Source organism: uncultured Bradyrhizobium sp. (genome assembly GCF_936943645.1).
Taxonomy (GTDB): domain Bacteria; phylum Pseudomonadota; class Alphaproteobacteria; order Rhizobiales; family Xanthobacteraceae; genus Bradyrhizobium.
The window spans coordinates 20,970-33,120 of record NZ_CAKZJO010000082.1 but is presented as its reverse complement, the minus strand read 5'-3'; the positions used below and the strand labels follow the sequence as shown (position 1 = coordinate 33,120).

At 64.6% G+C, this 12,151-nt stretch carries 13 protein-coding genes; 8 read left to right on the top strand and 5 right to left on the bottom strand.

Annotation, left to right across the window (positions count from 1 at the left end; all coding sequences use genetic code 11):
* Nucleotides 1-13: 13 nt before the first annotated feature.
* Complete coding sequence (locus Q0743_RS22610; protein ID WP_298243818.1) at nt 14-997, bottom strand: zinc-dependent alcohol dehydrogenase family protein; 984 nt, start codon at nt 995-997, stop codon at nt 14-16.
* 164 nt (nt 998-1,161) lie between these two features.
* Between Q0743_RS22610 and Q0743_RS22605 the strand changes: the two genes are divergently transcribed.
* On the top strand, nt 1,162-2,001 hold the full coding sequence (locus Q0743_RS22605; RefSeq protein WP_298243693.1) for a universal stress protein: 840 nt from the start codon (nt 1,162-1,164) through the stop codon (nt 1,999-2,001).
* A 66-nt stretch (nt 2,002-2,067) separates the two neighbouring features.
* On the top strand, nt 2,068-4,761 hold the full coding sequence (locus tag Q0743_RS22600) for a bifunctional acetate--CoA ligase family protein/GNAT family N-acetyltransferase (RefSeq protein ID WP_298243692.1): 2,694 nt from the start codon (nt 2,068-2,070) through the stop codon (nt 4,759-4,761).
* 9 nt (nt 4,762-4,770) lie between these two features.
* Here Q0743_RS22600 and Q0743_RS22595 read toward each other — a convergent pair whose 3' ends face one another.
* Together Q0743_RS22595 and Q0743_RS22590 are read right to left on the bottom strand one after the other, a co-directional pair.
* Nucleotides 4,771-5,271 (bottom strand): phage holin family protein, encoded by a 501-nt coding sequence (locus Q0743_RS22595; protein ID WP_298243691.1) that lies wholly within the window; start codon nt 5,269-5,271, stop codon nt 4,771-4,773.
* Nucleotides 5,272-5,547, bottom strand: a complete 276-nt coding sequence (locus Q0743_RS22590; RefSeq protein ID WP_298243690.1) for a hypothetical protein — start codon at nt 5,545-5,547, stop codon at nt 5,272-5,274.
* Between the two features lie 174 nt (nt 5,548-5,721).
* Here Q0743_RS22590 and Q0743_RS22585 point away from each other — a divergent pair, with 174 nt between their 5' ends.
* Genes Q0743_RS22585 through Q0743_RS22575 form a run of 3 tightly spaced genes read left to right on the top strand, consistent with a single transcriptional unit; the run spans nt 5,722 to nt 8,735 of the window.
* Entirely contained in the window at nt 5,722-6,858 is a 1,137-nt protein-coding gene (locus Q0743_RS22585) for an ABC transporter permease (RefSeq protein ID WP_298243689.1), read from the top strand.
* A gap of 2 nt (nt 6,859-6,860) precedes the next feature.
* The gene (locus Q0743_RS22580; RefSeq protein WP_298243688.1) at nt 6,861-7,628 is read left to right on the top strand and encodes an ABC transporter ATP-binding protein; all 768 of its coding nucleotides are present in this window, start codon (nt 6,861-6,863) and stop codon (nt 7,626-7,628) included.
* Between the two features lie 3 nt (nt 7,629-7,631).
* A complete protein-coding gene (locus Q0743_RS22575; RefSeq protein WP_298243687.1) occupies nt 7,632-8,735 on the top strand; it encodes an MlaD family protein in 1,104 nt (367 codons plus the stop codon).
* Nucleotides 8,736-8,741: 6 nt separating this feature from the next.
* Here the strand turns inward: Q0743_RS22575 and Q0743_RS22570 are convergent, their stop codons facing one another.
* Entirely contained in the window at nt 8,742-9,059 is a 318-nt protein-coding gene (locus Q0743_RS22570) for a cytochrome c (RefSeq protein WP_298243686.1), read from the bottom strand.
* Nucleotides 9,060-9,211: 152 nt separating this feature from the next.
* Here Q0743_RS22570 and Q0743_RS22565 point away from each other — a divergent pair, with 152 nt between their 5' ends.
* The 3 genes from Q0743_RS22565 (at nt 9,212) to Q0743_RS22555 (ending at nt 11,149) form a co-directional block, all read left to right on the top strand.
* The gene (locus Q0743_RS22565) at nt 9,212-9,925 is read left to right on the top strand and encodes a helix-turn-helix domain-containing protein (protein ID WP_298243685.1); all 714 of its coding nucleotides are present in this window, start codon (nt 9,212-9,214) and stop codon (nt 9,923-9,925) included.
* Nucleotides 9,926-10,018: 93 nt separating this feature from the next.
* Nucleotides 10,019-10,144, top strand: a complete 126-nt coding sequence (locus Q0743_RS22560) for a hypothetical protein (protein ID WP_298243684.1) — start codon at nt 10,019-10,021, stop codon at nt 10,142-10,144.
* A gap of 276 nt (nt 10,145-10,420) precedes the next feature.
* Nucleotides 10,421-11,149 carry a Crp/Fnr family transcriptional regulator gene (locus tag Q0743_RS22555; RefSeq protein ID WP_298243683.1) on the top strand — a complete coding sequence of 243 codons (729 nt, stop codon included), beginning with the start codon at nt 10,421-10,423 and terminating at the stop codon, nt 11,147-11,149.
* A gap of 10 nt (nt 11,150-11,159) precedes the next feature.
* Here Q0743_RS22555 and Q0743_RS22550 read toward each other — a convergent pair whose 3' ends face one another.
* On the bottom strand, nt 11,160-11,936 hold the full coding sequence (locus tag Q0743_RS22550; protein WP_298243682.1) for a cyclase family protein: 777 nt from the start codon (nt 11,934-11,936) through the stop codon (nt 11,160-11,162).
* Nucleotides 11,937-12,151 lie beyond the last annotated feature (215 nt).

Here is a 12,151-nt window from a genome sequence, read left to right as displayed (position 1 = left end):
TCCGAAAGCACCTTCAGGGCGTCAGCACGGCCGCGCCGAGAATCTGGCCGGCTCGCAGCATGTCCAGGACGTCGTTGGCCTGATCAAGCGGAAATGCCGTCGTTTCGGTGCGGACGCCGGCTTGCGGCGCGACTTTAAGAAAATCCAGGCCGTCCTGCCGGGTCAGGTTGGCGACCGAGACCAGCTGCCGTTCCTGCCAGAGCAGGTCATAGGGAAAGCCTGGAATGTCGGTCATGTGAATGCCGGCGCAGACGACGCGACCGCCTTTGCGGACTGCGCGCAGCGCGGCCGGGACAAGTTCGCCAGATGGTGCGTAGATGATGGCGGCGTCGAGCGGCTCGTCGGGCACCTCGTCGGATGCCCCGGCCCAGACCGCGCCGAGACGACGGGCAAGGCCTTGTGCGGCAGCATCGCCGCGCCGCGTGAAGGCATGGACGGATCGCCCTTGCCAGCGCGCGACCTGCGCGATGATGTGGCCGGCCGCGCCAAAACCGTAGAGGCCGAGCCGTTCGGCAGGGCCAGCCAGCACCAGCGAGCGCCAGCCGATCAGCCCCGCGCACAGCAGAGGGGTGATCTCCACGTCGTCGCCGTCCTCACCGAGGGGAAAGGCGTAGCGCGCGTCGGCGATGGTGTGGGTCGCATAGCCGCCATCGCGCGTGTAGCCCGTGAACAGCGGCGCATCACAGAGGTTTTCCATGCCGTCCCGGCAGAAGCGACAATGGCCGCAGGTGTAGCCGAGCCAGGGAATGCCGACCCGATCGCCTGGCGCATGCGTTGTGACATTCGGACCCACGAGATCGACCCGGCCGACGATCTCGTGGCCGGGCACGATCGGATAGCGGATATCGGGCAGCTCGGCATCGACGAGATGAAGGTCGGTCCGGCATACGCCGCAGGCGCTGATCTTCACCCGGAGCTGACCCTCGCCGGGTATCGGGTCGGGCCGCTCCTCTATCTCGAGCCGCGTTCGTGGGGCCGGCAACACCATCGCACGCATGAGTTTCTCCGGGGCAACCGCTCCGACTGGATTATCCGTAGAACAACCGGGCGGCCAGTCCTTGATGCCAGTCAACGTCTGTTCTGGCCGAAGTTCCCCTGGGTTGACGAGGATCAAGCGGCTCGACGAAAGCCGGCCTATTGTGGCGGCCAAGGAGAATCCCGATGCCCATCAAGGATGTCTTTATGCCGCTTGTCGGCCAGCCGCGCGGGGCGGCGCTGGCTGCGATCGACAAATGCGTGGCCGTCGCCGCCGAACTCGGGGCCAGGATCACCGCGCTCGCGCTCGAGGAAGAGGTTTTTGAGCGACCGAAGGTGATGCTGCCCTACGATCGCGAGGCCGCGGAGGCCGGCAGTGCGTGCGAGGCGAGCGACACGCAACAGCTTCTGAACGCATTCACGAGTGCGACGTCCCGCGCCAAGATTCGCGCCCAGAGCCGAATGGGCAAGGTGCCCGCGGACCAGATCGCGGCGATCCTGGCCGAGTACGCCCGATTCAGCGATCTCACGCTGCTCCCCGTGAAGCCGCACGACAGTCGGACGGAGAGCATTGTCGAAGCCTTCCTGTTCGGATCCGGCCGACCGCTCTTGCTATGCCCGGAACATCTCGCGGACGAGGTTTCGCCCAAATTCGAGAATGTCGTGATCGCCTGGGATCACTCCGCGCGTGCGGCGCGCGCGATCGGCGACGCGCTGCCGGTCCTGCAGGCGGCGGCAACCGTCCGCGTGGTGACGGTGGCGGATGACAAGACCGACGCGATCGTGCAATCCGGAACTGCTCTGGTCGATCATCTCAGGGAACACGGCGTTCATGCCTCGTTCGAAACGGTGAAAGGCCGCGGCAGCTCGATTGGCAAGGTCCTGGGAAACTTTGTGAATTCCCACGACGTGGACGCTATCGTGATGGGGGCCTATCATCATTCGCGTCTGAACGAGATCGTCTGGGGCGGTGTCACAAAGACCGTCATTGGCCAGCCACCGTGCTGGGTTATGATCTCGCACTAGGCTCGCCATTCGTCCAGACTGATCGTCAACCATCGGAACCGCCGCCGACCGGGCGTATTTGCTTTCATGTCAACCTATCGTCTGAATAACCTGCTGGCACCGCGTTCGGTTGCGCTTGTCGGCGCGAGCGCTCGCCCGGTCTCGGTGGGACGCGCGGTTCTGGAGAACATTCGCAAGGCTGAATTCAAGGGGCGGTTTGGCCTCGTCAATCCACGCCATGCCGAAATCGGCGGCATCGCGGCGGGGAAGAGTCTGGACGCCCTGAACTTCGTGCCCGAGCTCGTGATCATCACCGCGCCGGCGCGCGAAATCCCCGGCATCATCGACCAGGCCGGACGGCGCGGCACGGCAGGCGCCTTGATCGTTTCGGCCGGGCTTGGCCACGGACCGGGATCTCTGCACGATGCTGCCATCACCGCGGCCGGCAAGTACGGCATGCGGCTGATCGGACCGAACTGTCTCGGCATCATGATGCCCGGAGTCAGCCTGAATGCCAGCTTTGCCGCGCATATGCCGGGGGCGGGCAGTCTGGCGCTGATCTCGCAATCGGGGGCGATCGCCGCCGGCATGGTCGATTGGGCGGCGCAGCGCGGCGTCGGCTTCTCCGGCATCGTCTCGATCGGCGATCAGATCGACGTCGACATTGCCGATCTGCTCGACTATTTCGCGATGGATCACAAGACCCGCGCGATTCTGCTCTATATCGAGTCCATCAAGGATGCACGCAAGTTCATGTCGGCGGCGCGCGCGGCCGCGCGCGTGAAGCCTGTCGTGGTGGTGAAGTCCGGCCGCATGGCGCAAGGTGCCAAAGCCGCGGCCACGCATACCGGCGCGCTCGCCGGCGCCGACGCCGTCTATGACGCGGCGTTCCGCCGCGCGGGCGTTTTGCGCGTCTCAGACCTGCGTGAGCTGTTCGATTGTGCCGAGACGCTCGGCCGCGTCGAATCGCCGACCGGAAAGCGTCTTGCCATCCTGACCAATGGCGGCGGCATCGGCGTGCTCGCCGTCGATCGACTGGTCGAACTCGGCGGGATTCCGGCGACCATCTCGGCGGAGGCGCGCAAGAAGCTGGATGCGGCGTTGCCGCCGACCTGGTCCGGTGCAAATCCCGTCGACATCGTGGGCGATGCGGATGCTGCGCGCTATGCGGCGGCGCTGGAGGTGCTGCTGGCCGATCCCGACAATGACGCGGTTCTGGTTCTCAACGTGCAGACGGCGATTGCCTCGGCTACCGAGATCGCCGCGACCGTGACGGAGCGCGTCGCAAAATATCGCGAGCAGCACCGCCGCTGGGCGAAGCCGGTGCTGGCCGCCTGGGTCGGCGCCGATCAGGGCATCATTCAGGCGCTGTCCGGCGCCGGCATGCCGAACTATCCGACCGAGGACGACGCCGTGCGCGGCTTCATGCATCTGGTCCGCCACCGCGAAGTGGTGGAGGAGCTAAGTCAGGTTCCTCCAGCGATGCCTGACACGTTCGTTCCCGACGCCCGAGGCGCGAGGCAGATCGTCACCGCCGCGATCGCCGACGGCCGTGAATGGCTCGAGCCAGTCGAGATCAAGAACCTGCTCGAAGCTTACGACATCGCGATGGTGCCGACCTATGCGGCAGCCGATGTCGAGCAGGCGGTAGCTTATGCGAACGAAATCTTCGCGCAGGGCGGCACCGTCGTGCTGAAGATCATGTCTCGGGACATTATCCACAAATCCGATGTCGGCGGCGTCGTGCTCAATCTAACCACGCCCGATGCGGTCCGAGGGGCGGCCACGGGCATCATGGCGCGTGCGAAGAAGCTGCGCCCGGAAGCGCGCATCGGCGGCGTCATCGTGCAGGCCATGGTCGTCAAGGCAAAGGCGCGCGAGCTGATTCTGGGCCTCGCCGACGATCCCACTTTCGGCACCGTCGTGGTGTTCGGCCGCGGCGGCACGGCGGTGGAGATCATCAACGACAAGGCGCTTGCGTTGCCGCCGCTGGACTTGCAGCTCGCCCGCGATCTGATCGACCGCACCCGCGTGTCGCGGCTGCTGAAGGCCTATCGCGACGTGCCCGAGGTCAAGCAGGACGCCGTGGCCATGGTGCTGGTCAAGCTGGCACAGATGGCGGCCGATATTCCCGAGATCCGCGAATTCGACATCAATCCGCTGCTCGCGGACGAAACCGGCGTGACCGCGGTTGATGCCCGCGTCGCGGTCGGGGCGCCGCAACGGAAGTTCGTCGGCTCCGGCCCGGCCAATTTCGCGGTTCGCGCCTATCCCTCGCAATGGGAGCGCCGCCTCAAGCTCAAGGACGACTGGCGTATCTTCGTGCGGCCGATGCGGCCTGAGGACGAGCCGACCATCCACGAATTCCTGCGTCACGTCACGCCACACGACCTTCGCCTGCGCTTCTTCGCGCCAATGAAGGAATTCACCCACGAATTCATCGCGCGTCTGACCCAGCTCGACTATGCGCGCGCGATGGCCTTCATCGCATTCGATGAAGCCACCGGCGAGATGGTCGGCGTGGTCCGGCTTCATTCGGACTCGATCTACGAGACCGGTGAATACGCGATCCTGCTGCGCTCCGATCTCAAGGGCAGGGGGCTCGGCTGGGCCCTCATGCAGCTCATCATCAACTATGCCAAGTCGGAAGGGCTGAAAGTCATCTCGGGCGACGTGCTCCAGGAAAACACCGTGATGCTCGAGATGTGCCGGCACCTCGGCTTCGAGGTCAAGCCGGATCCGGCCGAACCCGACATCTGCGACGTCAAATTGAAGCTCTGAGCACGCCCGTCAGGAGCGCGCTTCGGCCGCATCTGCTGTGGCGGACGTCTTGGTCGATGACTTGGCCGTCGACCGCAAATTCTTCACGATGATTGCGATCAGCGGCACCAGCACCGGCACGATCGTGCTGAGCGGATGGTGCACCGCGCCTGACACCTGGGCCTGGAGTGCACGCGCCTCGAGCTGAAGGGCTTCGATGGACGCATCGTGAATTTCACTGGCGAGCTCAATGTCGCGGCCGGACGGAGCGCGGCTGGCGATGGCGAAGAGCGTGGCCGCGATGGCGAAATTGACGGCGCCGAGGATGGCCGCGGCGGCAATCGCGCTCCAGATCTGGACCAGTGCGAAATAGGCCGACAGCTCCAGCATCAGCAGGCCGAATGCTGCGATCAAGGCCGCAAAGGCGCGCAGGCCGAGGCCGATCAGCAGGTGGCGCAGCCGGATGTCCGCGATGATCCTGTCGGTGCGCCACAGCACGCGCAGATGTTTGACCACATTCTCGGTATTCACCTAATGCCTCCTCAGCATGAAGCCGACGACCACGCCGAGTGCGAAGGCGGAGGCGAGCGAGGTGATCGGGCGGTCCGCAATGAGGCCCTGCAGCTGCTCCTGCTCTTCCTCGACGGTTTCGCCGAGCTCGGTCAGCGCGGCCCTGATCTGGTCGGCGAGCGCTTCGGCGCGATCTTTCGAGCTCTCGAACATCTCCTCGCCGGCGGTGCTCAGCAAGCGCGTCACGTCAACCTTCAGCGCGCGCAATTCTTCGCTCATCCTGTCGCTGTTGAACATGGACCTGATATCCCGATTGAACAAACGCAAGCCTAGGGCCCGCGCACGCGATCGCGCTTGATTTGCGTCAATCGGCAGGGCAGCTCCGCGCTTGAGACAGGTCAAGCCGGCCGCCATATGCTGGCCTAGAAATGCCGTCTGAATGGGGACCGATTGTCCCGACGAGGTGGAAGCGTGAACCACGAACCGCTGTTGCTCGCGACGCCGTCCGGCGACGTGCTGAACCTGCGCCCCGAAGGGCCCTGGACCGCCGCGAATGTGGTCACGCTCGAGACCTTGTCGCGGTCTGTCGGCGCCGACGTCGATCGCTCGCGCGCCGTCACCCTTGATATGTCGGGCGTCAGCGCGCTCGACACGCTCGGCGCCTGGGTCCTGGAAAAACTGTCGCGCAGGGCTGCATCCTCGGGCAGATCGGCCGAATTCGTCGGCGTCGCCGATCATTTTACTGGGCTGCTGGACGAGGTGCGCCAGGTCAACCGCCACACACCGGCTCCGGCGGCTGCGCCCAATCCGGTGCTGGCGAGGCTCGGCGATCTCGGCAAATCTACCGTTGGCGCGCGGGAAGACATCACGATCTTCCTGCAGATGCTCGGCGCATTGTTCATGGCGATCATCGGCGTGCTGCGCCGGCCGCGTTCGCTGCGGCTGACCTCGCTGGTCTATCAGCTCTACCGCATCGGCTGGCAGGCGATCCCCATCGTCGCGCTGATCACCTTCCTGATCGGCGCCATCATCGCACAGCAGGGCTTCTTCCATTTCCGCAGATTCGGCGCGGAGTCCTATACCGTCGACATGGTCGGCATCCTGGTGCTGCGCGAGCTCGGCGTGTTGATTGTCGCCATCATGGTCGCCGGCCGGTCGGGCAGCGCCTACACCGCCGAGCTGGGCTCGATGAAGATGCGCGAGGAGATCGATGCACTCTCGACCATGGGACTCGATCCCGTCGACGTCCTGATCCTGCCGCGCGTTGCGGCCCTGGTCATCGCGCTGCCCATCCTCACCTTCATCGGTTCGATTGCAGCGCTCTATGGCGGCGGTCTCGTCGCGCAGTTTTACGGCGACATGGGCCCGGCGATCTACATCGCGCGGCTACACGAGGCCATCTCCGTCACGCATTTCGAGGTGGGCATCCTGAAGGCGCCGTTCATGGCGCTGGTGATCGGGATCGTGGCCTGTAGCGAGGGATTGCGCGTCAAGGGCAGCGCGGAGTCGCTCGGACGGCAGACCACGACGTCGGTGGTGAAGTCGATCTTCCTGGTGATCGTGCTCGACGGCCTGTTCGCGGTCTTCTTTGCCTCGATCGGAATGTGACGATGGACGCATTGCAAGACCAGTTCGCGATCCGCGTCCGGGACCTCGTTGTCGGCTTCGGCCGCCAGACCGTGCTCGACCATCTGTCGCTCGACGTCCGCCGCGGCGAGATCCTTGGACTGGTGGGGGCATCCGGCGGCGGCAAGTCGGTCCTGATGCGCACCATCATCGGCCTCATTCCGCGCCGGAGCGGGACCATCGAAGTCATGGGGCAGCCCACCGGCGGCCACGGTCGGGGCGCGGCCACGATATGGGGCATCCTGTTCCAGCAGGGCGCGCTGTTCTCCTCACTGACGGTCCGCCAGAACGTCCAGTTTCCCTTGCGGGAAAATCTTGTCCTGTCGCAGGAGCTGATGGACGAGATCGCGATCGCCAAGCTCGAAATGGTCGGCTTGCGTGCTCAGGACGCCGACAAATATCCGTCAGAGCTGTCCGGCGGCATGACCAAGCGCGTGGCCTTGGCCCGCGCGCTCGCGCTCGATCCGCCGATCCTGTTCCTGGATGAGCCGACCTCCGGCCTCGATCCGATCGCCGCGGGCGATTTCGACGCGCTGATCAAGACCCTGCAAAAGACGCTGGGGCTGACCGTGTTCATGGTCACCCACGACCTCGCAAGCCTGACCACGGTCTGCGACCGCGTCGCCGCGCTCGCCGACGGCAAGATCGTGGCGATCGGCCCGATGCGCGAATTGCTGCAATCCGAGCATCCCTGGGTGCGCGCCTATTTCCACGGCAAGCGCTCGCAGATGCTGCAACACGAAATGAGATAAGACATGGAAACCCGCGCTCCTTACGTGCTGATCGGCAGTTTCGTGCTGGCCGCGATCCTCGCGGTGTTCGGCTTCGTCTATTGGCTGAACAACACCGGCGGCATCGGGCCCCGCACGAACTACCAGGTGCAATTCCAGGGGCCGGTCCCGGGCCTTTTGGTCGGCGCCGGTGTGCTGTTCAACGGCATTCGCGTCGGTGAGGTGACCCAGCTCGGGCTCGCGCCGGACAACCCGCGCTTCGTCAATGCGACGATCTCGGTTGCGACGGCCACGCCGGTCCGTTCCGACACGAAAGTCGGTCTCGAATTCCAAGGCCTGACCGGCGTACCGGTGGTGACATTGGAGGGCGGCGTGATCCTCGCCAAGTCCAGCGAGCCCCTGACCTTGATCGCGGATGCCGGCGCCGGCCAGAGCATGACGCAGGCCGCGCGCGATGCGCTGCGGCGGGTCGACACGGTGCTTCAGGACAATTCCGGCCCGCTGAAGGACACCATTGCGAATTTCAAGACATTCTCCGACGGGCTGGCGCGCAACACCGGCAAGATCGACGGCATTCTGGCGGGTCTGGAGAAAATGACCGGCGGCGGCACCCCTGCGCAGAAAATTACCTACGATCTGCGCACGCCGCAGAACCTCGGGCCGGCCGGCAAGACGCTCTCGGCGTCGCTGGCCATCCCCGAGCCGAGCGCGGTGGCCATGCTGCAGACCCAGCGCATGCTGTTCGCGCCAGTCGGGGACAGGCCGGGCTTTGCCGACTTCCTCTGGGCCGATAGCATTCCGAAACTGGTCCAGGCGCGCCTGATTGACAGCTTCGAGAATTACGACATCGCCCACGCCCCGCTACGCACGAGCGATCTCGGTCAGGCGGACTACCAGCTCCTGATCGATATCCGCAGCTTTCGGATCGCCACGGAGGGCGAGGCGAGGGTCGATATCGCGCTGTCGGCACGGATCGTCGACAAGAACGGCAAGGTGGTTGCCTCGCGCCTGATCGAGGCCAGCGAGAAGCTCGACAAGGTCGAGCCGGCCGCTGCGGTCGCCGCCTTCGATGCGGCCTTTGCCCGCATCGCCAAGGAGCTGATCGGCTGGACCGTCCAGGCGGTGTAACGCCGTCTATTCCAGCGTCTTGAGGTAGGACAGAAGGTCGTGGATCTGGTCCGGACTGAGCTCGAAGGCCGGCATATCGGCGTGACCGGTATAGATCCCCTCCGCCAGCGCCTCGCCGAGGGTCTCGATCGGGTAACGCTGATGCAGGGTCCGGAGCGGGGGCGCGCCCTTGAGCGGGCTGCGGGAGGCGCGATCGATCGCGTGGCAGCGGGCGCAATTGGCCTTCGCAAAGGCCTTGCCGCGCTGTTCTGCGGTCGGGGCCGCCAGCGCAGGTGTCATCAGAAGCAGCCCAATCAGGCCGTGACGCAGGGCGCCTTGCAGCATGGAATGTGATCCCGTCGAACTCTAGAGCAGAATAAGACGGGGATGCCACTCAAATTTGATTTGAGTCAATTGGCTTTGGCGCAGTGCAGTAAAATGCCCCCGCGCGGTGGACTCGGCCTGGGGCCAAGAGCAGCCGGCGCGGGGAGCGGTGGATGAAGCCTTCCGTGGTCATGATTGAGCCGAACGGACATTTTTGCCGCGATTGTGCCGTACGCGGTGCGGCGGTTTGTTCGTCGTTGAATGCGGCCGAGCTCACGGAGTTCGAGCATCTCGGGCGCCGCGTTCATTTTGACGGAGGCGAGACCGTGTTCTCCGAGGAGGACATCACGACCTCGTTCTACAACGTTCTCGAAGGCGTCATGCGGTTGTACAAGCTGCTGCCGGACGGCCGCCGGCAGATCGTTGGTTTTGCCTTGCCCGGCGATTTCCTGGGGATGAACATATCCGGCCGGCATAATTTTTCCGCCGATGCGATCGGCGTCGTGACGGTGTGCCAGTTCGCCAAAGCCCCGTTCGGCCGCTTTATCGAAGACCGGCCGCAGCTGCTCAAGCGGATCAACGAGCTGGCCATTCGCGAGTTGAGCCAGGCGCGCGACCATATGGTGCTGCTCGGCCGTCGTTCGGCCGACGAGAAGGTTGCGACCTTTCTGCTTGGCTGGCGCGAACGGCTGGTCGCGCTCAAAGGGTTGTCCGACACGGTTCCGCTTCCGATGAGCCGTCAGGACATCGCCGACTATCTCGGCCTGACCATCGAAACCGTCAGCCGCACCTTCACCAAGCTCGAGCGTCACGGCGTGATCGAGATCATCCACGGCGGCATCAGCCTGCTCGACCCCGCGCGCGCCGAGGCACTGGCCGCAGCCTGACAGTCCGTTCGCGACGCCCTGACGTTTTTGATCTCGATCAATGACGTCGGTCGGCTGCGGCAAAATAATGCCCCAAATTATCGGGAGGGGATGATGCCTGCTGACGCGTTGCTGGTAACCGTTGTCGTCGTCGCGATCTTCGTCGCATTTGCCGCTGCCTTGGCTTACGCGGACCGGCAAACCAGCTCGGGCCGGCTTGGACCGGATTCCAAGCGCTGAAGCTCCCGAACTCCTAATCCGCCTGGACGCCGGCGGCTGGCGCTCGCCCAGCCGACTCGGCCGTTCGTCAGCGCCTGAGCACAATTGCGGCTTGCGCCGCCTGCAACTCTGCATCGAGCAAAATGCATCGAGCATCCTTCGGATGCCGGGTTCGGCTCGACCGCGGCTTTTTCGCGGCATTTGCCTCAAAACACGCGCGTGCTTTCCGGTTGAAAAGCCTGATAACGTTGACTACGCAGGAACGTCAGTGCCTCGCAGTCTTAGGAGCCCCGCGGCGTGCCTCAGGACAAGACCGGCGACCCCCGACAGTCGGCGGGCAACAAACTATCGGTCCTGCGCAAGCACCCGATCTTCGCGGATCTGGAGCCGGAAGCGCTCGATCAGCTCTGCCGCTACGCCAAGCACACCACCGTGAGGCGCGGTGCGACGATCGCCGCCAAGGGCGATCCCGGCAACAATCTGTTCGCGGTGATCTCGGGGACGGTGAAGATCTCCTCCTCCTCCCCGGATGGGCGGAACGCTATTCTCAATCTGATCGGTCCCGGAGAAATCTTCGGCGAGATCGCGGTGCTCGACGGCGCGCCGAGATCGGCTGACGCGACCGCCAACACCAATTGCGAGCTCTACATCATCGATCGCCGGGACTTCCTTCCGTTCGTGAAGAGCCAGCCGGCGCTGGCGATGAAGTTCATCGAGCTGCTCTGCGCGCGTCTGCGCTGGACCAGCCAGCAGGTCGAGCAGGTGATCCTCCAAAATCTGCCGGGACGGCTGGCGAGCGCGCTGCTCGGTCTCACCGAGGAGCGAAAGCTCGATTCCGGCAGCGGCACGCTTGCCATCACGCAGCAGGAGATCAGCGAGATGGTGGGGATGACGCGCGAGAGCATCAACAAGCAACTGCGCGCCTGGGCCGGCCGCAACTGGGTCCGCCTCGAGCACGGTGCCATCGTCGTGCTCGACACCGATGCGCTGCGTGAGCTCGCCGAGAGCGGCCTCGACGGCGAGTGACGCCGCCTGCCTAATTGTCGATGATGGCGACGGCGCGAGTCCAGCCCGCCGAGGCGCGTTCGATCTTCACCGGAAAGCACGAGACGGTGAACCCGGTCGATGGCAATTGGTCGAGGTTGTGCAGCTTCTCGAGATGGCAATAGCCGATGTGCCGTCCCGCCTTGTGGCCTTCCCAGATCAAGCCGGCGTCTTTGGTCTCGGCATATTTCTTCGCGGTGTAGACGAACGGCGCGTCCCAGCTCCAGCCGTCGGTTCCGGTCAGCCGCACGCCGCGTTCGAGCAGATACATGGTGGCCTCGTAACCCATGCCGCAGCCGGAATTGACGTATTCGGCCTTGCCGAATTTAGCGCCGGCGCTGGTGTTGACGACGACGATCTCCAGCGGCGACAGCGTGTGTCCGATGCGCTGCAGCTCCCTCTCGACATCTTCGGCGCTCGCCACATGGCCGTCGGGCAGGTGCCGGAAGTCGAGCTTCACGCCGGGTTGAAAGCACCATTCCAGCGGGACCTCGTCGATCGTCCATGACCGTTCGCCGCGATTCATGGTCGGATGAAAGTGCCAGGGCGCGTCGAGATGCGTGCCGTTATGGGTCGACAGCGAGACCTGCTCGACCGCCCAGCCTTGTCCGTCCGGCAGATCCTGCGCCTTGAGCCCCTCGAAGAACTGCAGCATGCGGGGCAGGCCCTGCTGGTGATCGATGTACTGGATGGTTGGATGGTTGCCGGGCGGATCGGCCGTCACGTCGTTTCTGAGCGGCACCGAGATATCGATCAGCTTCCGCTGCATGGGCATTCCTTGGAGAGGGTCCGCTGTTTCCGTCCATCTTGGAGGGCCTCCGTCAGTCGCGTCAAGTCACGTGCCGGCGAAGCAAGCCGTTCTGCCGCTTCCACAACGAGGCGAATTGAGCCAGACTGATCGATGCAACTGTTGCATCGATCAATGCCGGATTTGGCTTGGACAGGGAATGCCGCGCGCCCTAGGGACGATACTGGCGCTTGACT